General features: G+C 67.4%; 12 protein-coding genes and 1 pseudogene. 8 read left to right on the forward strand and 5 right to left on the reverse strand.

Features of this window, described 5'->3' with window-relative positions:
* A partial coding sequence (locus tag ONA70_RS22385) for a recombinase family protein (RefSeq protein WP_265008433.1) occupies nucleotides 1-482 on the reverse strand: 482 nt, incomplete at its 3' end.
* A 463-nt stretch (nucleotides 483-945) separates the two neighbouring features.
* On the opposite strand from ONA70_RS22385, the gene ONA70_RS22390 reads away from it, so the two are divergent.
* On the forward strand, nucleotides 946-4,125 hold the full coding sequence (locus ONA70_RS22390; protein WP_265008434.1) for a hypothetical protein: 3,180 nt from the start codon (nucleotides 946-948) through the stop codon (nucleotides 4,123-4,125).
* A 231-nt stretch (nucleotides 4,126-4,356) separates the two neighbouring features.
* On the opposite strand, the gene ONA70_RS22395 is transcribed toward ONA70_RS22390, so the two are convergent.
* From ONA70_RS22395 to ONA70_RS22410, 4 genes are all read right to left on the reverse strand, one after another.
* On the reverse strand, nucleotides 4,357-5,010 hold the full coding sequence (locus ONA70_RS22395; protein ID WP_265008435.1) for a nucleotidyl transferase AbiEii/AbiGii toxin family protein: 654 nt from the start codon (nucleotides 5,008-5,010) through the stop codon (nucleotides 4,357-4,359).
* A gap of 2 nt (nucleotides 5,011-5,012) precedes the next feature.
* Nucleotides 5,013-5,366 (reverse strand): hypothetical protein, encoded by a 354-nt coding sequence (locus ONA70_RS22400; protein WP_265008436.1) that lies wholly within the window; start codon nucleotides 5,364-5,366, stop codon nucleotides 5,013-5,015.
* 317 nt (nucleotides 5,367-5,683) lie between these two features.
* Entirely contained in the window at nucleotides 5,684-5,815 is a 132-nt protein-coding gene (locus ONA70_RS22405) for a hypothetical protein (RefSeq protein WP_265008437.1), read from the reverse strand.
* Nucleotides 5,816-5,821: 6 nt separating this feature from the next.
* Nucleotides 5,822-6,706 carry an aminoglycoside phosphotransferase family protein gene (locus tag ONA70_RS22410; protein WP_265008438.1) on the reverse strand — a complete coding sequence of 295 codons (885 nt, stop codon included), beginning with the start codon at nucleotides 6,704-6,706 and terminating at the stop codon, nucleotides 5,822-5,824.
* A 67-nt stretch (nucleotides 6,707-6,773) separates the two neighbouring features.
* Between ONA70_RS22410 and ONA70_RS22415 the strand changes: the two are divergent.
* From ONA70_RS22415 to ONA70_RS22450, 7 genes and pseudogenes are all read left to right on the forward strand, one after another.
* Nucleotides 6,774-7,361, forward strand: a pseudogene (locus ONA70_RS22415) (transposase); the annotation flags it as partial.
* A gap of 652 nt (nucleotides 7,362-8,013) precedes the next feature.
* Complete coding sequence (locus ONA70_RS22420) at nucleotides 8,014-9,597, forward strand: 3'-5' exonuclease (protein WP_265008440.1); 1,584 nt, start codon at nucleotides 8,014-8,016, stop codon at nucleotides 9,595-9,597.
* Nucleotides 9,598-9,599: 2 nt separating this feature from the next.
* The gene (locus tag ONA70_RS22425) at nucleotides 9,600-13,403 is read left to right on the forward strand and encodes a protein kinase domain-containing protein (RefSeq protein ID WP_265008441.1); all 3,804 of its coding nucleotides are present in this window, start codon (nucleotides 9,600-9,602) and stop codon (nucleotides 13,401-13,403) included.
* Complete coding sequence (gene mads7 / locus ONA70_RS22430) at nucleotides 13,400-15,046, forward strand: methylation-associated defense system protein MAD7 (RefSeq protein WP_265008442.1); 1,647 nt, start codon at nucleotides 13,400-13,402, stop codon at nucleotides 15,044-15,046. The genes ONA70_RS22425 and mads7 overlap by 4 nt, the downstream gene beginning before the upstream one ends.
* A complete protein-coding gene (locus ONA70_RS22435; RefSeq protein WP_265008443.1) occupies nucleotides 15,043-19,905 on the forward strand; it encodes an ATP-binding protein in 4,863 nt (1,620 codons plus the stop codon). The genes mads7 and ONA70_RS22435 overlap by 4 nt, the downstream gene beginning before the upstream one ends.
* Nucleotides 19,906-20,065: 160 nt before the next feature.
* Nucleotides 20,066-20,347, forward strand: a complete 282-nt coding sequence (locus tag ONA70_RS22440) for a transposase family protein (RefSeq protein ID WP_406601229.1) — start codon at nucleotides 20,066-20,068, stop codon at nucleotides 20,345-20,347.
* Nucleotides 20,348-20,972: 625 nt separating this feature from the next.
* On the forward strand, nucleotides 20,973-21,470 hold the full coding sequence (locus ONA70_RS22450) for a hypothetical protein (protein WP_265008444.1): 498 nt from the start codon (nucleotides 20,973-20,975) through the stop codon (nucleotides 21,468-21,470).
* Nucleotides 21,471-21,529 lie beyond the last annotated feature (59 nt).

Raw genomic sequence — 21,529 nt, forward strand, 5'->3', positions numbered from 1 at the left:
AGTGCCACCTGTCGCGGGTTGTCGAAGTCCACCGGCCCGTAGGTCTCCGGCAGCCACAGCTGCACACCATGCCTGAGCAGGGTGGGGGTCAGCTGTTCGAGTTGCTGGCCGTGGAAGGCACGTTCGTACTCGCCCACGACGATCGCGTCGAACCCGCGCGCCGGGTCCGCCAGAGCGGCGAGTAGTCGTGCTGCCTGCGGCCGGTCCGGCCAAGCGATCCGGCGGGAGACACCCTCGTCGAAGAACTCGGCCACGATCCGACCGTGGCCGGCGACAAGGTCTTCTGCGTAGTTGCGCTGCCACCGGCACGACGACGCCCGGTCCTGGAAGTCGACGGTGGACATCCGACCATAGAAGGCGAAACGGATGCCCGGTGAAGGTGATGTTGTCGAGCGCCGCGCCCGCTGGCGGCCTCGCCAGCTTGACTGCCGTATCCACCAATCGAGCAGGTCGGGGCCGTCGACTTCCAGCGCGTATTGCATCAGTGCCCTCCCCATAGACGACGTTGCAGCCGTCCGCCTCGATATGGATGAACAACGATGTTCTGGTTCGTGGGACTCGGCCACTCGCAACATCTGTTGACTCAACCGTCCGGGGTGGGCCCGGCTGGTCACCCCTGGTCTGCTGTCGCGCGGTGACCGTTCGGCGCGCCGCCAGCAGTGTCTGATGGCGCAATCATCTGCCGCCGGTCGGGCGCTACGGGCCGTGACTGGCTACCGGGTGCTGCGACGCTCGCTCGTGCTTGACTCCGATGAGCGGATGCCGGGCGGTGTTCGTTGCCTTGGAGACCGGCCAGCGAGCTCGTCGTCGGGTGATATTGGATCTCGTGGTCGAGGCTAGGCGGGCAGAATGTGCGCCGTGCTCGCAACCACCCGAGAACTGCTGACGTCGTTGGATTCGTTGCCCTATCGGCAGCGGCTACGCCACGTAGCCCGGTGGGCGCGTGTGTCCGCCGATCGCGTCGAGGTATGCGCCGACCTGAGGGGCCTGGGTGCGTACGAACGTCACCTGGCCCTGGTCGCGTCGATGGTGGTGGGGGACGCCCACGGTGTTGAGGTCGCATTGCGGGACCCGCAACCGTCGATCAAGGTCGCCGCGCTCGGCGCGGCCGCGCGTGCTGGCCGGCTCAGTGGAGTGGATCTAGACCTGTCGGCGATGGAGCGGCGGCGCATCTATCGCCTGCTGCGCCGGCTGAAGGCGCCAGCGACCGCGGACGCCCTGATCACCAGAGTCCGCGCCGAATACGGCGACGACGAGGCGGCGGCCGTGCTGCCCGCGTGCAGCGCGCCGGTGGTGCGGTCGCTGCTACCCGAGTTGGAGCACGCGGCCGACATCGGGGCGCTCATGCGCCGGCACCCCGGCCTGGTTCTAGAGCGGGCGGAGGCGCGACTGGCCGCGGCCACGCCCGAAGTCCGAGACCGGATCTGGGACGAGGTGGGTCATGCGGTGCTCGACGGCGACCCCGCCACGGTCCTCGACCTCTTGGAGCGGTATGCGCCGCCGACTCGCCTGCCCGGCGGCCTGACCGCGTACGGTCTCCTCGCCGCGCATGACCCCGGCCGCGTCGCCACACTGCTCACCGCGCCGGACCGTGCCGCCTGGGTCGGGCGTGCCACGCTGCCGCCGGCGCTGCTGCGTCGCCTGGCTGTACTACCCACTGACCGGCTCGTCCCACTGGCCCGCCGGGTCCGGGACAACGCCACGATGTTCGCGGCGCTGCTCGACGAGGTCCCGCCGGCGCGGCGCGGCGCGCTGTACGACGGCGCGCTGGCCGAGGTGAACACCGCCACGCGAGTACCGCCGACGGAGGTCATGGAGGCGCTGCCGGCGGCGGTCCGGATCCGGGAGGCGAACCGCGTGCTGGGGCTGCCGAATATCCGAGAGCGGGAAGACTCGGTGCGCTATTGGAGTTCGTTCCTGTCCTGGCCGGAGGCGTCGGCCGAGATGGCGGACGCGTTGCGCTCGGGCGACGCCGGCGAGCGGGCTCAGGCGTATGGACTGCTGGTGGACGCCGCCCGCCGTTCGCGCGACCCGCAGGTCGTCGCCGAGCTGGTGGACCGGCTCGGCCGGCTCCGCAACGAGCAGGACCCAGTCCGCTCTGCCGCGCTGACCGCGCTCTCCTCGGTCGCCCGGCTGCTGACCGCCGCCGCGGCGGCCGGGCTGACCCGGCTAACCACTGACGCCGTCGAGGCGCGGGACGGCTCGGCCGTGACGACGTCCGCGCTGAGCGCACTCGCCGCGGACACCCTGCAACACCACGTCGACGTGCCCGAGCTGCGCGAGTGGGCGCTGCTGACCATCGACCTGGTCGGCTCCACCGCCCGGGCGCCCGTGCTGCGCCGGTTCGACGTGGTGCTGCGTCGCGGGCAGGAGGTCATGGTCGCCGACCGGTTGTCCAACTGGGTCGAAGACGCCATGGAGCGTGGCCGCTACGGGCCGCTGTTCGCCCTCACCGCAGCGCTCGGCAAGCGCGCCTGGCGGGTGCCCGCGCTGCAGGAGCTGCTGCACCGGGCAACCGGCCGGCAGAGCCCGGAGCCGGTGGCCGTCCGAGCCGTCGAGCTGTGGCTGGACAACCCGCGAGGGCGTGACGACCGCCTCGAGCAGGTCATCACCGCCGACCCGACCACGGTGACGATCCCGGTCGTGTGGCGGGCGACCTGCACCTCTCGTACCGACCTGCTCGACCGGGTGCTCGACCATCCGCCGCGTGGCCGGTTCGTCTCCGGTCACCTACGCTGGGTGCCGGGCTGGCCGGTGCACCCTGAGCGGTGGCTGCCCCGCCAACACGCTGCGTACATGCGATTGCAGGAGCGCGTCGTGGCCGACACCGCGGCCGGCGTACGGCAGCAGGCCGCGGCGATCAGGGCCTCCGCCCCGATCCCTGCGCTTGGGCGGGAGCTGGCGTTGCGCTACGTCGACTCGCCCACCGTGGTGCTCGCCGAGGCGGCGCTCGGCGCCCTGGTGTGGACTGACCGGCCCGCCGAGGCGCTGCCGCTGCTGCTCGACCGTTCCGGCGACGACCGGGCCCGGGTAGCGCTCTACGCGGCCGGGCGCGCCGTGCGGTTCGTGGCACCGTCGCGGCTGCCCGCCGCGCTGCATCCGGTGCTGCTCAACCCCGTTGCCAAGGTGACCAGCCGGAAGGAGGCCGCGCGCCTGCTGGTCCGATACGGCCCGCCCCAGGTGATGAGGGCGCTGCTCGACACGTATACGAACCCGCAGACGCACCGCGACATCCGCGCCGCCATCGTCTCCGCCGCCCGTCAGCGGCTCGACGCCGAGGCGAGCTGGACGATCCTCAAGACGGCGCTGCGCGGAAGCAGGGAAGAACGCCGCGCCGTGCTGGCAGCCTCCGTGAGCGAGGTCGCCGACCGGTACCGGGCACGCTACGCGGCACTCATCACCGAGGCGTGCCACTCCGCGGACCGGGAAGTCCGCCGAGCCGCGTTTCAGCAGCTACCGTACTGGTCCCACTGGGCCTGCGACATCACCGAGCTGGTCGTGGAACGGCTCACCGACCTCGGCGAGCACCCCGCCACGATCGAGATCGCCCAGCTGCTGCGCGCGTTGCGTGGTGCCGGCCTCGACGTCGCCTTCGACCGCCTCGCGCAGCGGGACGCCGTGGACTCCCAGCCGGCCGGGCCCGGCACCGACCGGCCGGCCCGCAGGCGCATCGAAGCCCTGGCGCAAGGAGCGGTGATCTGGGCACGCAGCACACCGCTGGATACCAGCCGGTCGCCGGTGGTCACAGCGGCCCAACAGCTCGCCGCACAACCCGCCTTCACCGCAACGGCGACGGCGATGCTGGTCGGTCAGGGGCGTCTGGACAACCTCGACGAGATCGCGGATCTGTGCGCCGGACGACCCGCGCTGGCCGTCCGCACGGCCGCACGGATAGCTGCCCGCCTGCGGGAACTTCCGAACTCCATCGACGCCACCGTCCTCCGGCCAACCATCCTGCGGCTAGCCGACCGAGGCGACCTCAGCGGCGGACTGTTCGCCATCGAGCTCACCCGGCCCGGCGCTACCTTCGGATGGTCCACACCCTGGCGGGACCTCCTGCTCCACCTACGCCACCACCCCGATCCCGACGTGCGCAACGAGGCGTACACCGTCGACATGACGTAGACCTGCTCCTCACCACGGCTCCGAGTGGCCGAGATCAAATGCGCTGACCTGCCGCAGCAAGCTCATCGCCATGCATGGGCGGGGAGGCTCAATCGGCGGCGGCGAAGCCGGCGCAACAGAGGGGTGCCGAGAGGTTTGGCCTGAGCTGGGAAGGGAGGAGTTCTGGCTCCACCCTGGCTGCGGTAGCTGTACCGCCACCAGGACACGCGCCCTGCACGTTACAGGCGAACGCTACGGCAGGTTGGCGGTGAGTTCTTCGCGCCACTGTGCGAAGCGTTTGCGCATCTCGCCGATGTGAGCGGGGCCCGCGCCGTAGGCGGCAAAACGCCGGTCCGGATAGCGCTCCAGCATGCCGAACAGGTCTGCCAGGATGCGCCGGTCGAATCCCGCGTCGGATTGTTCGGCCAGCTCGCACAGCCGTGTCCGGGTGTAGCGGCCGGTCATGAGGGCCGCGTCGATGTCCAGGAAGTCTCGGGGCTCGGCGCGCGTGTACAGGGCGGACATCTTGCCCGCGACGACGTCGTCGGCGTGCAGCACCGGCCCGACGTCCATCAACACCGGCGGCAACGCGCGCCAGTTGGCCGCCAGTTCGACCTTGTACAGATGGGCAGGTTGAGCGGGATCGGTGACCGCGAGCCGGGCGAAGGTGTCGAACTGCTGCGTCACCTCGACGGAATACCCGCCGTCGCGGTAGCCGTCGACCACCGCGTCCACTGCTGCGGCGAACTCCCCACGCCGCTCCCACGCCGTGAACAGGTCGACGTCCTCGCTCGGCCGGTTCAGGATGCCGTGGGCCTGAACGGCGTAGCCGCCGGCCAATGCGAACCCGTAGCGGGCAGCGACCCGCAATCCGATCTCCGCCAAGCGGAGGTGAACTTGATCCACTTCTACCCGGCCAGCGTCTGCGGCGGCGTGCTCAGCTCGGGAAAGCGCGCCTGCCACAACGCCCGCAGCCGGGCCGGGAGCCACAAGCTGGGCCACAAACGGCGCAGCGTGGGACCGTGCAGCCACCGGTGCAAGTCGTCGACCGAATTGGCCTGGTTCAGCACCGTCTGGTACATCAGCTGCAGATCACCGGCGTCGTCCAGGTCATAGGTGCTGTCGGCGGACCAGTCCAGCCACCGATCTAGTGTCACCACACCGCGAACCGGACCGCGCAGGTCGGACAGGGAGGCGGCGACTACGAAATGCCGCTGGTCCACATACCGCGACCCAGGCGGTGCACCACTGCCGCTGGCCATGTCTCTACCTCCTGCCCCGATCGTACGTGTGAGCGGCGTCGCCGGCTGGCACGACATCGACCTCACGGCCATCTGACCTCCCGGGCTCGGCCTGCGGCCTGACGGTCATCGTCAAGGACGAACTGCCCGTCTGCCGATCACCACACGGGCGGCCGGGCGCCTGTCAGGTGACCGCCTTACCCGGGGACCGGACTGCCGCCGCCCGCGCGGGTTCGACTTCTCGCGCTGGCCCGTCGGCAGCCTCCGGCCGGCTCGGCCCGCTGGTGCCCGAGCCGACGGGGCGCACGGACCGGGTGGCGCTGGGCCCTGCCCACCTTCTAGAAGGACACTCTCGCGGAAAGGTGGGCGGCCCCGCTGCGCTGCTCGCCCAGCGTCAGCCGGCCCAGGTTCGCGGCCGGGCTGTCGACGCCGACGTCCGGGGCGTCGCCCGACGGTGATCGCGTGGGCATCGCAGGTCAGTCGTGGCGGTGACGCACGATGTAGTCGATGTAGCGGATCGTGTCCTCGCGGTCGTCCTCGCTGATCGAGTCCCACAGGTCTGCCAGCCAGTAGAGCGAGCCCGACAGCATCCAGGCCCACCCGCGCACCCAGGTCGCCTCGTCGAACCCGAGCGCCTCCCGGTAGGCGGCCCGCGCGCGGGCATCGAACAGGCTCCAGCCCGGCCGCACCTCGACCGCCGGATCGCCGCGGCCGAGACCGCCGAAGTCGATCACCCCGGTGAGCCTGCCCCGGTCGACCAGCAGGTTGCCTTCCAGGAGATCACCGTGCAGCCATACCGGCGGTCCGGGCCACTCGTCCGCCGCCATCGCCTCGTCCCACGCCGCGGTCACCGCCCGCCCGTCGATCCGGTCGCCCAGCGCCGCGATCGACCGGCGGGTCAGCTCGTCCCGCTGCACCAGAGGTACGCCGCGCTGAATCCCTTCCTTGACCGGCCCGCCCATCGGGTCGATCGCGATCATCGCGCGCACGAAGCCGGCGAGGTCGACGGCGAGGTCGACGAGGTCCTGCCCGGCTTCCGGATTGCGCCCGTCCAGCCACGGGACGACCGTCCACGGCCACGGATAGTCCCCGCCCGGCCGGCCGACCGCGACCGGCACCGGCACCGGCACCGGCAGATGCGGTGCCAGCCGCGGCAGCCAGGTCGCGTCGGTTGCCACCTGGTCGACCGCCCACTGCGCCCGCGGCAGCCGTGCCGTCAGGGAATCACCCAGCCGGAACAGCGCGTTGTCGGTGCCGTTCAACGGCTGCGGAACGATCGGCAGGTCCGACCATTCGGGGAACTGCTCGTCGACCAGGGCGCGTACCTGCTCGACAGTGACGACGATCTCTCCAGGGCGCATCGCGCGACCGTAGAACCCGTTCGATCATCCTGTCGATCGAATTCGGACCACGCCGAACCCTACGCCGGATCGACGCGTGCACGTCAACGACGGCCGCACCCTCGTGCGGGTCGACGAGATCGCCGACGGGATCCCCACCCGCGAGTGGCAGCTGCACAGTTGCGGGCCGGGCGCGAAAGGACCCCGCGATTACCTGTGGGCCTGGATCACCACCACTACCCGGCCGGACGAGCATCGGTGGCTGCTCATCCGCCGCAGCCGGACCACCGGCGAGCTGGCCTTCTACCTGTGCTGGGCGCCTCGCCCGGTGCCGCTGCACACCCTCGTCCGTGTCGCTGGTTCCCGCTGGAGGATCGAGGAGCTGTTCCAGACCGGCAAGGGCCAGGTCGGCCTGGACCACTACCAGGTCCGCAGCTGGACCGGCTGGCACCGCTTCATCACCCTGGCCATGCTCGCCCTGACCGTCCTCGCCGCCAACACCGCCCAGCAGCCCGACCCAGACCCGGAGATCATCGCGTTGACCGTCGCCGAAATCCGCCGACTCCTCAACGCCCTCGTCCTCGCCACACCACTACCACCAGCCCACACCCTGCACTGGTCGACCTGGCGACGAACATCCCAAGCCCGAGCCCGACGATCCCACTACCAGCGCAGACTCGGCCACTACGCCGGCCCGAAGAGCAAGAGACGTTGGGGTACTAGGGAACATCGCCGATCGAGGAGAGGCGCTGATGCATCGGCCTGCGGTGGCCGGCGTCCAGTTGGGACCGGATTTCGTCCATGTGAGCCGCGAGCTCTCGGGGGCGCGTACAAGGGCTACGGCACCCGTGCGGTTCTGCGCCTGTAACGTCGGCACTCGGGCTACGACTGGCACACCAGCACCCAGTACGCGACCGCCGGCACGTTCTGGGCGAAGATCGCCAGACGGACGGACGGACGGGCGGGTCCTTCACCGAGAGGCCCGACGGCGAGTGTGAGCACATGAAGGTCGATTGCCGAAGGTGACTGGCGCGGCATTCGCCCTGCTCAAGCCCGCGCCAGAGAAGTTGGGCAACTGGCCAAGATTTTTTTCGGATAGGGGCCGATCTCGAGGCTGGGAGGTAAGAGAAGCCAGCATTGAGCCCGCCAAGGATCGCACCGCCGGGACAACCTGCCGAAAAACGCGCGGGCAGTGCGGTTCCCCCCGGGCGAGTGCTTTAGCATGTCGCTGCGTCGTCATGGCATAACTCATGTGCACTCGACCGGGCATGCGAAGCCGGACGCGAAGCTGGGGGCATCGGTTGGTAGCTGTAGCAGTGTCGACAGATATGTTGCGGCAACGTCTGACGGAAGCGTTCGGGCCGGAAGCGCTTGTTCTGGGCGCCGACGGCGACGACCGTCCGGACTTCATCGTCGTCGACGAACGGTACGGCTTGGTCATCGTGGACGTCGAGAGCAATGGTTCCGACCCGGCGTCGCGGAAGCCGTATGTGCGTCTGAACCGGAAGATAGCGGATCTCCGAGAGGAGATACCCGTCGTCGACCATTTCCGCCCGCAGCGGCTCGTGCTGTTCCTCGATCATCCGACGGAGCTTCTGACTCAACAGGGGACGAGCGGGTGGGCGCTGAGTCTGGTGGACCTGAACACGGGCGGCTGGATCTCGCGGCTGCCCCAGGAAGAAGCGGATCCGGACGATTTGCAGGATCTCCGTGCCGCGCTCGCCCCGAGTCTGGTTTTCGAGATCAAGGCTCGGCGAGGCGCTACGGATGCCGGACGGGCAGAGCGGCATCGTGTCCGTGCCATCCTTGATGCCGAGCAGGCGGCTGCGGCGACGGGACCGGTCGCTGACGTCCTGCGGTTGTCCGGTCCTCCCGGCAGCGGGAAGACGTTGGTGCTCGCGGGCCGTGCTCGCTATCTGTCCGGCAGGCACCCCGACTGGCGGATCGGCATCGTTTGCTACAACAACGCACTCGTGCCGTACCTCCGTACTCTCGTGGCGAACCACCCAAACGTGGAGGTCGATACCTTCGGGAAGTTCGCCCGCAAGCGTGGCCTGCGGATCGCGCTGGACGACGCCGCCCAGGCGGAGTACGACGTCGACGCGGTGCTGGCCCGAGGGCTGGAGCCGGATCTCGACGCGGTCCTCGTCGACGAAGCGCAAGACTTCGCCGACGCCTGGGTTCGGCTGCTGCTGAACGCCGTCCGGCCCGACCGCGGGGGCATAGTTCTGGCCGGCGACAATGGCCAGGCGCTCTACCGGGAGGTGAAGGAGTTCGCCGCGCTGGCCGGACGCAGCGTCGAGTCCTGCAGGCTCACCCGCGGCTACCGGAGCACGCGCCAGATAATGGCGGCCGCGGTGAGCACGCAATCCCGGAGCGGTTCCATGCCGCGCAACGACGTGCCGGTAGGTGAGCCCGTCGATCTGATCTGGGCACCGACGTGGAACGATCAAGCTGCGGCGATCGCGTGGGAGGTGGGCCGCCTCATCGAGTCTGGCGAACGCGGACCGGAGGACATCGCAATCCTGGTGACGCAGAAGCCAGGCACGATGAATCGTCTTCGGCGTGCGCTCGACCATGTCCGCCTTCCTTATTTGGTCGTCGACCGGAGCAACGCGGCGTCGTTCGATCCGTCAAGCCCGGAGATCAAGGTCATGACGGTGCACGCTGCCAAGGGCTATGAGTTCGACGTCGTCCTCCTCTTCGGCCTCGAAGCGCTTCCGTACGCGAGCGAGGATGCCGTAGCGGCGGACCAGGAGGCCGCACGGCGGGCACGGGTTGGGTACGTCGGGATGACCCGTGCTCGCGATCAGCTGCTGATCACGTACACCCGGGACAATCCGTATCTCGATGCCCTGCGAAACAATCCTGATGTCCGCATATGGACCTGGCCGGATGACTACGAGGTGTAGATGTGGCACGCCTGACCGTCATGGGCGACTACCAAGGCCCCGGTGAGCGGAAGACTACCGAGACCCTGGCCCGCGATCTCCCGGATTCCTGGGAAGTAATCGCCGGCCGTAAGCTGAGCGGCCCGCGCCGCGACGATGTCGATCTCGTCGTGGTCGGCGACCGGGCGATCTTCCTCCTCGATGAGAAGGCATGGGGCCCCGAGATCACCCTGAGCGACCAGTACTGGCTGGTCCGCGGCGAGGAACGGCGCAATCCCCTGGACCGCGTGAACCAGCTCGCTCGGGCGCTCGCTGGGCAACTCCGCGACCACGTACACGGATATCGGACCGCAGTCGGAGGTCGGCGGCTGGTCGTTGCGGGAGTCGTGCTCTCGCACGACCACCTGACCCTCCAATATGATGGGACCTACGCGGACGGCGATGTAGTACAGCCGCTGTCCGAGGCAGCCGCCTGGTTGCAGCGAGAGGACGCGAAGTTCGGCACGGATCTGTTCAGCGCGCGCACGGATGTCATCGACTTCCTCGTAGGCCTGCCGGGACGGGACTCGCTGCCCGCTCGCATCGGGCCGTACCAGATAGTGCAGGAGTTGGCGGCGATCGGTGTCGCACGCTGCTTCCATGCCAGGGACGGGCGCCGTACGGTCATCCTCCGCTGTTACCCGATGCACGGTTGGGGACTGGACGGATCACCGACGCAGCTCATCGAGCGTGAGCGGGTCGCCCTCGACCGGCTGGAGGAGCGGGATAGGACCTGGCAGATCCATCCAAGCTTTGAATACGAGGCGCGGCAGTGGATTGTTGTACCGGTCGTTCCTGCGCGTGGCCGGAGCCTGGCCAGCTCGATCCCGCTGAACGACCCGCCGCGAACGGAGGGCAGGCTCGCCCAGCAGATCCAGGTCGACGTCGTGGAGGACGCGTTCCGCGGGCTCGCGGAAGTACATGCGGCCGGGCTGCTCCACCGTGGCCTGTGCCCGAGCCGAGTCTTCCTGGGCCGTGGCCTGCGGGCGAAGTTCAGCGATTTCTATCTGGCTCGCGTCGCTGGTGAACACACGATCGCACCGGACGTGTCCGCCGACGCAGACACTGGCGTGCCCTACCGGGCACCCGAGTGCCGGGACGGAATCGGCTACGCCTCGACCGTGTCCGACGTCTACTCGCTCGCGCTCACCCTTGCGGTGTGGATCCTCGGGAAGATTCCGACGGAGCCAGACGCCGAACTGGTACGTGGCGACATCGCAGAGACCGCGGTCGTCGGCTCTATCCTCGCCGAGTGTCTCGATCCGGATCCCCGATGCCGGCCGGAGAGCGCGGCGGTGGTAGCACGCATCGAACAGGCAACCGCCGGTGTTCCGGCACCGGAGCCGTCCGGCAGCGTCACGTCTGGGTCGGAGTTTCGGGTCGGCGGGGTGGTTGCTGGCCGCTATGAGATTCTGGAAAGTCTCGGCCGGGGCGGATTTGCGCGGACGTGGCGAGCACGAGATAAGTTCACCGATGCCAACCGGGTCATTAAGCAGTTCCACGACGACCTGTCGGCCGAGTACGCACGCCGCGAGTTCGCCGCAGCTGATCGAGTACGACACGATTACTGCGCCCGGGTCTACGACCTGAGCACGGAGAAGCCGGGCTACCTGGTACTGGAATACGTCCCCGGACAGAACCTAAAGGATTTTGCCGCTAACAATCCACCCGAGGTCGAACGGTATCGCAGCATCGCCCTCGACGTGTTGTCGGCGCTGTCCTACCTACACCGTCATGATCTGGTCCACCGGGACATCACACCGACGAACATCATCGCCACCGCTCAGTACGGCGGCAAGTTGATCGACTTCGGCGTCGCAGGGCCGGCCCAGAACACCACCATCGTAGGAACTCCCCCGTTTATGGCACCCGAGCTGCGGGCCGGGCGAGGTGCCACCGCCCGCAGCGACATCTATGGGCTCGCCGTTACCATGATCTACACGATGCTGGGCCGCTATCCCTACGCTGGGGATCCGGCCTGCGGCACCGACGATCGCAGCGAGCTGCTCCATCCCACGAGGGAGGAGCGTGATTCCTGGGGGGCGTTCGGCTCTGCGGTGCTCGACGTGTTCTTCAAAGGCGCCCACGCCGATCCCACGCAGCGTCCTACCTCGGTCGACGAGTGGGCGAGGCAGCTGCGTTTGCTCGACGATCTCCCAGCCCGAGTCGGCGTCGTCGCGGTGAACCCCGTGATCGATCAGCTGCGAGGACTCTACCGGGCAAGCGCGGTCGGAAACAGCGGCAACCGGGGCTTGGACGACGAGTTCGCTCGCTCCACCTATGTGCCCACCCTGCTTGATTCGAAGCTGCAGCCCGCGGTCATTCGGGGGCAGACCCGGCTCGTGTTGCTCACTGGCAATCCGGGCGACGGGAAGACGTCCTTCCTGGTCCAGGTGGGCGAGGAACTGACGCGGCGGGGCGCCGAAATCGTCGAGAAAACCGCCGCCGGGTGGCGCATGCGACTCAATGGCCATAGTTACGTATCGATCTACGACGCCAGCGAGTCGCACGAGGGTAAATCCTCCGACGACCTGATGCGCGAGGCCCTGGACCCGGCCGACGGGGAGGATCCCCAGCGCCGGACGGTGCTGCTGGCTATCAACGACGGTCGTCTCCTGCAGTTCTTCGACGAATACGACCACCTATACCCGGACGAGGCCAGGGAGATACGGAACCAGATGGCGGGACGTCCCGCCAGTGACGACAGCATCGTCCTGGTCGACTTGAAGAGACGTACGTTGGCGTCGCGGCCGGACGGGCAGAGCCTCGCGGGACGTATCCTCGACACCTTCACCGAACCGCAGCTGTGGTCGGTCTGTGACACGTGTGTGTCCCATGCCGTCTGTCCGATGCTGCGCAACGCCACGGAGCTTCGTGAGACAGCGCGTGACACGGTCGAGGAACTGATCGCCACATCGCACCTGCGCCGCCACCGCCGCGCCACGTTCCGGGACGTACGGTCGGCCCTCGCCTGGCTCATCACCGGTGACCGTTCGTGCGAACAGGTTCACCAGGCCCGGGAGCGGGGCATGGACTTGCGCCGGGCCGACGACACGCTCGTCGAGGACCTAGCGTTCGACCGCCGCTGTGCGGACTACCTGATCCAGGAATGGGCCGACCTCGACCCGGCGGCGACCGCCGCGCCCAACGTCGAGCGAGCGGCGCGCGGCGACCGCGACCTGGTGCCTGACCCCACCGCGTTCACCGACCGTGATCGGCAGCGGGCACAGCGCCTGCTGTACTTCGGCCTGTGGAGTCCCGATCGGCTGGGGCGGTCCGTTGTCCGCGCCTACCGCTATTTCGACGTGTTCCGCGCCGCCCTGCTGGGGTCCTCCGACGCTTCTCTGGAGGAGATGCGGGCTCGCCTGCTACTCGGCCTCAGCCGGTTGCTCGGTGCTCCCGGCTATCAGGGCTCGGATCTCGCCGTGGCCGATCAAGGTGCCGGCGGCACGTGGGCGGTGCTGAAGGAGATCTCGGCCGCGGAGTTCACCTTGGAACAGGTCACGCGCCCGCTGGCCTATGTCGAGTGGTGCCCGGATGCGCTCCAGCTGCGTCACCACGACGGGCCGTCCCTGACGCTGACCCTCGACACCATCGAGCTCATTCTGCGGGTGGCGGACGGGGATCTCATCGGCGACAGCGCCACGGAGTCGGTGCGCCAGGAGATCGAGACGTTCGCCATCGGCTTGCGGCACAGCCCAGCCAGTGCCGTACGGATCGTCGATCCCGCTGGGTCCCCACGGCGCGTCACGGTGGTCGACCGGCGTATCAGGTTGGAGCAAGCATGACCATCGCCCTGCCCCGGGACCTGCGGAGCCTGGAGTTCACGGAACTCACCATGGTCGAGCTGAACGACGTCGACGTCGACCGTTTGCTTCCACACCTGTGGGAGCTGATCGTCAAGCAAGGCCGGGTCTCGACATCGCCGAAAACCGCCGACGACTACGACAGTTATCTGAAGTCGCTGGCGGCCAACGAACGCCTCGATGGATTCACCGACGACCACGGACTGCGTATCCTCGACGGCTGGCTACGCTCCTCGGTCGTCCGCATCGGCGCCAAGGGACGGGGCGGACGCTACGGCACCCAGATGGACTACGTCCTACCTCTCACGATCGCCAGCTACCGGACCGGCTTGCCAAAGAGCCGTAGCCGGCACCGCCGAGCCGACACTCTCATCTATCATCTCCTGCTCGAGGAGCTGAAAAGGCGCGGCGTCGAGGTGCCCGAACGCAACCTCCGGGAGACGTTCGAGACCGCCATCGGGGCCGGCGTGCAGATCGGCCCGCCAGGCCGGTGGGCACCGAGTTACGACGGTACGTCCGACATCGATATCAACGCGTTGCTGTCGCTATACTTCCTCGAGGAGTTCGAGCCGGCCGCAGCCCGCGAAAACAGCCAGGAATTCCGGGGCAGCGCGGTTCCGGGTGCGACCCGGGAACTGGCCCGTGACCTGCTGGATTACCTTGCTGCATACGCTGGCAAAATCACGCCCTCCGCCTTTATCGACCGATTCGCGGCGCTGATTTCGCTACGGCTATTTCAGCTTCCGCTGCGCGTCGCCCGGTCCGCCCGCCACCTCCTCAAGACCGGCGAAATGTCCGATGACATGCGGGAAGGTGGCAGCGTCGCGAATCCGCTGGAGTTGTACTGCGACTTCACCGGTGTCCGCGGCTCCGCCTCCGAGGAGCTGGCGAGGAGGTGTGTGCAACGCGACATCGAGATCATGCGCGGCTTTCTTCCCGACCGTCTCCTGCTTCGATCGCTGCGCGAGGCGATGCCCACCTTGCGGCAACGCGGCCAGCAGATTCGGTCGCTGCCGCTGCCAGAGAGCCTGGCGGCCATGGCTGGCGAGCGGGACAACCCCTTGATCACTGCCTACGCTACTATCAAAATGCAAGCGATCGAGGAGGAGACCCGGGCAAGTGCGAGTGGCACCGAGGACGATCTCGAACTCATCGAATCGGTGATGAACTCTGACACCCTGTCGTCGATCGAGCAGTTGGCTGCCCTGCTCATGGAGGGTTCGGCCGGCAAGGGCCTGGAGAATCAGATCCGGTGGTTTTGGTCGACTGGCGGGATACAGAAGCCGTACGGCCTTCTCGCCGGAACGCTTCGAGCCCGCCGGACGTGGCGCTATGCTCCCTCAGATGATTTGATGTTCGCGTTGCTACTGGTCTGTTTCACTCGGAGCGACGGCAGGCGGACACGTCGTCGTATGCCGATCGCGGAGTTGCTGAAGGAATTGCACGCCCGTTTTGGAATCCTCATCGACCGGCCGCCGGCGATGTTCGAAAACGTCGACAACCGGGCGGCGGCTGCGGCTAATCTCGAGGCTTTCAAGCGCAGGCTCCAGTTGCTTGGCTGTTTCGACGGTTTGAGCGACGACTTTTCTGCCCAGTTCGTTCAGCATCCATTGGAGACCACGTGACCTCCGAGTTGCCGTCGAACCTGATCATCTCGATCTCGGAGCTCCTCCAGGAGCATCTCGTGTCCCGCGTGGCCGGCCACTGCGTACGGGTCGATGATCTGGCGATCAAGGACGCCCACGCCATCGCTGACGAGATCGCCGACGGTGACGCCGACTGCGATGTGCACGTTCTGGCTCCCGGGGAACCCAAGCACCGCCTCGACATCAAGGTGGACCGCGCGGTGGAGCTGCGCAACCGTAAACGGCGACCACTACTCCTGCTCGTACCGGCTGGTACCGGGCATGCGGCCAGTTCCCTGGACAACTCCTTCGAACCGCTGCCGCTGATCGGGTTGCTGAACCGGGCGGCTGCTGTCATGGAACAGGTCCTCGCAGCCACCCCCGCTGCGCCGGCGGTGGCGGAGCTTCGGAAAGTTCTCGGGAGAGCGCGGCAGATAGAAAGCTGGGCCCGCTTCCTGAGCATGGTGGCGGAAGACCCGACCACCATGGCGGTGGGTCGGCATTTGTGGCAGGTCTCGCTGATCCCGGATCTGGAGCCTGACGGTCTAGAGTCCCGGATGCGGCAGAACGCGAAGGCCGTTGCAGCGATAGCCCGCCCGACCCGGCCCAGCGCTCGGGTCCGGGATCGTCTCATCGCCGCGGACGTCAAGGACGGCGCACTCCGGCAGGAGCTGCTGTCCTACCTAGAGCAACAGGAGGCGGGTGCGCTCGCCAACCCGGCGATGTGGGCGCGGGAGCTTGGCGATAAGTTTCCAGGCAAGCTGACCTTCGACCAGTGGCCGATCGTCGAGTCACAGCAGGCGTCGCTTACCGAGGTCGCCATTACGCCGTTCCGCCGGGACAACGGATCGGTGGACCCGCAGTGCAAGCTCCGCCTCGGCGACGATGCTCAGCTTTATTGTGATGTATCCACAGAGCAGCCGGGTTCCGTCGTGGTGAAGTGGACTACTACACCGGCGAAGACGACGGCCGTGGCCAACTGGCGGCTGGAGGTTCTCCCTCCAACGGACCTGCGAACCGTCGACACCGCGCCCGTCGCATGGACGAAGGTGAAGGGTGACAAGCGCCGCGCGACGCTGCGCCTCGACATCAGCGAGGACGACCTGGCGGCGGGTACTCTCTTCGTCGTCGTGCTTCGCGCGCAGGACGCTGACGGCAACGATCTCAACCAGCTCGATGGCAGTCCCGCGACCGCCGAAAGTGACCAGTTCGAGGTGATCCTCAGGGAGTATGTGCCGGAACGTAACATCCGCAAGGCAGGGGCGGACTCGCTCGCCGAGGCCGTGCTGCGGACCGCGGTGGAGATCGGCGGTGACCTAACCGAGGACGCCGCCGTGTGGGACCCCGCCGGTCAGGTGTTCGGCGTCCGTGTCGGCGGCCGCCGCATGGTGCTTATCCGGCTCTCCCGGGTCATCGCCCAGCTCCAGCGGCGAATGGCTGCTGAGGGCATCCTCGCCTTCGACGCCTTTTCCCCGCTCGGCGAGCCGATCGATACCGACGACGCGATGCCCGTACCTCTGCCGATCCCCACCGCTTTGGCCGATCGGCGGCGCAGGCTCCTTGCCGCCATAGCCGCTCGTACCCCACGCGATGTCGTCGAGACCCTGCAGTGGGACGACGAACTACGCAGCCAGGCCCGCAGTTACCTCACTAGTTTCCGTCGCGCCCTCGAGAACGCCGACAATGAGACGCGAACGGCCCTGCTGACCATGGACACGTTGATGGTCCGGGTCGGTACGGCCACTGGCGAGAAACAGGGGCTGGTGCTCCTGCCGACACATCCGCTCCGGTTGAACTGGGTCTCCGCCCACGATCACATACTGCGTACCTGGGCCGAGGAGGTGCGGTCGCGCACCCCGAAAACGGCCCGGGTGGCTGGCATCGACCTTTCCCTGGTGGCCCGCCTGTCCCCAGCGAATCTCCCCTTCACGCTGATGGATCGGCAGGGCCAGGCGCTCGTATACGCCGAGGAACTCACCCACGGCTCAGCCCTATACCTGGCCCCGGGCATCATGGAGTCGCAGGCCGTCTCAGACGCGGTCTGCGCGGCCATCGACGTGGCACGCGATGGCGGCGAGTCCATCGCCACCGCCCGCGCCCTGCACAGCCGAGTCAACAGCTACCGAGCGGCCCACCCGGGCACAGGCCCGCTGCGGTTGATGGCCATGAACCCCGGGTCGGGGCGGACTCTGCAGAAAGCCTTGGCGCCGTTGGCGCTGCCGGCAGAGCCGCGCGCCGACGAGGAGTCGATGATCGTCGGCGACGGCCCGCAACGGCTGGAGATCATTGCCTACAGCGACCACCTTTCGTACACCGATCCAGTGTCGGAACTGCGGAGCCTGCAGCGCTCGGTCACGATGAGCGAACTGCAGCGATCCACCACCCACCTGGCTCCCGCGTTGGGACTCGCCGTCCGACGGCTGGACCGCGTAGTGAACGACGAAGAAGGCCACCACCTGGCCGTCGTGCAGGACATCGCTCGTGGCAGCGTAGCCGGCGCGCCGGCCGAACTGCCGAACCGGACTACGGCCTTCCGGGATCTTTTGACTCCGTTGTGGTCGATCCGGCAGGGCGGCGATGACGCCGAGTGGGTCATCCTGCCGGCGCTTAAGGCACGCGGCAGTGGACGCGTCGAGAGCGAAATGGTGGAGACGCACCGTGGGCACCAGGAGGCGGTCGCCGCCGCGCTGGGTTTGCGCACCAACATCCCGGCACTGGCAGTACGACTCAGCTCTGAGGAGCTGAGCTACTTCCGCGCCGCGCACGATCGAGCCGACTGGGTTATCACCCTGGATCAAGCTGTTGGATCCGAGTTGTTCGAGAACGAATCCGGGACCGACGCGGGCCAACGACGGTATCTCCTCGACTACACCCCGGACTTCCTTGAGGGACTCGGTAAGAAGCTGACGGTCACGACTAGCCACCATGGCGAAGTGCTCCGGATCCTGAGTGACGCGCTGAAACAGATGGGCCTGTCGCAGGAGGCCGGCGCTGCAGCCCGGGTGCTAAACCGGTTGCTGCTCGTATCCGGACGGCTCGCACTGCGTTTGCTCCGCGACACCACCCTCTCGATCGAGGCGGTCAGCCTGGCCGCCTTGATGGGGCACCTTCAGGGCCGGAATCAGCTCGAAGGGCGCATCGTCGTACCGGTCGACTCCCACCCGGAGATCTTCGGTATGGACCCGGGATCGGACGAGCACTCCGCACAGCGGTGCGACCTCATCCTGGTCCGTGTTACCCAGCGGTCCCTTCGCCTCGAATGCATCGAGGTCAAGGGGCGCCGCGAAGCGCTGCTGCCCGCAGCTCTGGCCGAGCGGATCGTCGACCAGCTGGACAACACCGAACGGATGCTGCTCCGCCAGTTCTTCGCCACCGACCCGCCTCGGCAGGACGGGGTTTTGCAGCGCGCCCGGCTCACCGGCCTGCTGCATTACTACGCCGACCGTTCGGCACGCCATGGTCTCATTGCTGCAGACAAGATCGACGAGGTCCACCGCAACATCGATCGCATCGAAGAGGCCGCCGAGGCGCCGGAGATCACCAAGACCGGTTACGTGATCAGTTTGACCGGCTCGGAGGGTTTCCCGGCTAGACATCGTGACGTACCCATCAAGGTGTTGAGTGCCGACGACCTCGGCCGTGCCGGTTTCACCACAATTCGCAGCGATCAGCCCGCGTCGAGTGACACGCCCAAATCGGAACCCCCGTCTGTGAATCCGACGTCGGCGAAAAGCGCCGATGGGACAGACGCGCCCGCCCCAGGCTCCGGCAGTCGCGAGACTTCAGCACCGGTCGCCGGCCTTGTAGCCGCCAACGGTGGCATCTCCGAGGTGCCGCCACGGGAATCGGTAGTGGTCGAACTGGGCGTGACTAGCACCGGAAATCCGGTCACGTGGAACGTCAGCACCAAGGGTAGCCCGCACGCCTTCGTGCTGGGCATCCCAGGGCAGGGCAAGTCGGTCACGACACGCAGGGTCATCAACGAATTCTCAGCACAGGGCCTGCCCTCCTTCGTGCTGGACTTTCACGGCGACATGGCTGCGGACCCGCCGCGTGGCGCACACGTCGTTGACGCCGCGCAGGGCATCCCGATCAGCCCCTTTGAGCTGGCCGCCGAGGACGTCCGGTCGGTCAATCAGACGGCCTGGGAAATCGCCGAAATCATCGCCTACGTCTGCGGTCTGGGAGAGATCCAGCGCAACCACGTCTACAGCGGCCTTCAGCAGGCCTATCAGGACCGGATCGGACGGCACGCTCACATCATTCCCACGATGGCGGAAGTAAGCGATGCGGTGGAGAAGGTTGAAAAAGAGGGACGCGGCAAGAACGCGCGTGACCGCATCCGTCCGATCACCGATTTCGGGCTCTTTGCACCCAACCCCGACCACACCTTTGCAGAGATTTGGAAGAACGGCGTCGTCGTCGACCTCAGCGGCCTGACGCTGGAAACGGTGCAACTGGCCGCATCAGCGTTTCTGCTCAGGAAGATCTACCGCGAGATGTTCCGATGGGAACAGGTTAGAGCCATGAGGCTCGCGGTCGTGTTAGACGAGGCGCATCGGCTGGCGAAGGACGTCACGCTTCCAAAGCTGATGAAGGAAGGTCGCAAGTACGGCGTCTCAGTGCTGGTTGCAAGCCAGGCTGCGGACGACTTTCACCGCGACATTCTCGCCAACGCCGGCACGAAGATTGTCTTCCGAACCAACTTTCCGGCGTCTAAGGCTGCTGCCGGGTTCCTGCGGGGACGTGCTGAGGAGGACCTCAGCCGACAGATCGAGCAGCTTCCCGTTGGCTCTGCGTACGTATCCACTCCCGATCAGTCGCAAGCCAGGAGAACCTATATGCACTCCGACGAGTGAATACCTCCGCTGATGTGATGAAGGAGCGGGGCCTTCGCTCCTCGTGAATCTCGCTCTGGGTGTGTCGTTGGTCGTTCACTCGGAGGTGTTCACTTGAGCGCCTGCACGAAGGCATCGCGGTCGTAGCCGCCCAGGCACCCAGCCCTGTACTCAGCCCTGCTTGGCCGCGAAAGCCGCCGGCTACGACTACGTGACCCTCGACGGCAGCCTGATCGAGATCGACCGCATCGCCACGCCCGGCCCACCCCCGGGTGTGGACCTGTGGTGGTCGGCCAAGCACAAGAACCACGGCGGCAACATCCAGGTGCTGACCGAACCAAACGGCTGGCCTCTGTGGACCTGCCCGGTGCACCCCGGCCGGGAACACGACGCCACCTGCCTGCCCACCTACTGGACACCCTCGCCGCGATCCGCGAGGACGTGCGCACCCTGGCCGACCTGAGCTACGAAGGTGAGGCCGACACCGTGGTCGTGGCGTTCCAGACCCAGCCAACGGCATCCTCACTGACACCCAGCAGTAGTTCAACCGCGCCCACAACCGGCTACGCGCGGTCGGCGAACGCGGCAACAGCCTGCTCAAGATGACCTTCAAAGCTCTGCGCAACATCAGCGTCTACCCCTGGAAGATCGGCGTCATCGTCGCTGCGGCCCTGGTCATCCTCCACATCGAACGTGACCAAACCACCTGAACCGGACACTGCGCACCGTCGCAGACCGTTACCCGGAAAGGCTCAATGTGCCCTTCTCCTGGTCGGATTGACGATTGCGCTGTCGTTGGCGGGGGCGGATTGAATTGTTTGCTTAAATTGCGTCACGCTGCGGCTCATGCCTGTAGTGTTTACGCTCCGTAAAGTGCTAGGCTTAACGCATGAGCACCCGTTTGTATAACGGATGCTACATAGGAGTGTGCAAATCCCCCCTCGGACACCAGTCTTCGTGCGGGATCACGGGAGCTCACCACCCTGGTGGCTCCCGATGAGGCCACCGTGTAGCACCCGTGCGCACATCGACGATCCGGGCTCTCGGCGCCATGCGCTGAGGCCGCGCGAACGGCTGCGGCGGTCACCATGGCGGCCGCCCGGCAACCTCGCCGCCGACGCCTCGACGAGCAGCTGATCGGCGCGGTCATCCCCACCCCGCTTCCTCGCCCGGCACCGCCACCGGCTCCGATGCCGCAGCTGCCCGCAGCCCTTCCAGCTGCGCGGGAACCGGTCGGCGACCTCGTTTTCGACGTGGCCCGTCCGGACGCCGACGGCCGGGTGGCGGCCAGAGCGCTGCTGCGAGCGCTGCGCTGGCCCGCCGGGCACCGCCTCCACATCGACGTCACCGACGGCCTTCTCCTGATCACCGCCGCACCCGACGGGGCGCATCCCGTCGGCACCCGCGGAGCGCTACCCCTGCCCGCCGCGGCCCGGCAGATGTGTGGCATCACCTCGCACCAGGTGGTGCTGCTGGCGGCGAGCCCGGCGCGCGATCTGCTCGTCGTGCACCCTTCGAACACCATCACGCGGCTCCTCGCGGACCTGCACGCCGCCGTCCTCGAAGGCCCTTCTCATGCCCGCTGATCCGTCACGCATCGTCACCGCCCGACAGATGCTCGAGCACCTCGGCCTCACCCCGGCCA

The organism is Micromonospora yasonensis, from assembly GCF_026013475.1.
Classification (GTDB): Bacteria; Actinomycetota; Actinomycetes; order Mycobacteriales; family Micromonosporaceae; genus Micromonospora; species Micromonospora yasonensis.

Excerpts from the sequence above, each read along its gene's own strand:
- ONA70_RS22400 (WP_265008436.1), bottom strand. The coding sequence starts at position 5,366 with ATGGCCAGCGGCAGTGGTGCACCGCCTGGGTCGCGGTATGTGGACCAG.
- ONA70_RS22405 (WP_265008437.1), bottom strand. The coding sequence starts at position 5,815 with ATGCCCACGCGATCACCGTCGGGCGACGCCCCGGACGTCGGCGTCGAC.
- ONA70_RS22410 (WP_265008438.1), bottom strand. The coding sequence starts at position 6,706 with ATGCGCCCTGGAGAGATCGTCGTCACTGTCGAGCAGGTACGCGCCCTG.
- ONA70_RS22420 (WP_265008440.1), top strand. The coding sequence starts at position 8,014 with ATGTTGCGGCAACGTCTGACGGAAGCGTTCGGGCCGGAAGCGCTTGTT.
- mads7 (WP_265008442.1), top strand. The coding sequence starts at position 13,400 with ATGACCATCGCCCTGCCCCGGGACCTGCGGAGCCTGGAGTTCACGGAA.
- ONA70_RS22450 (WP_265008444.1), top strand. The coding sequence starts at position 20,973 with ATGGCGGCCGCCCGGCAACCTCGCCGCCGACGCCTCGACGAGCAGCTG.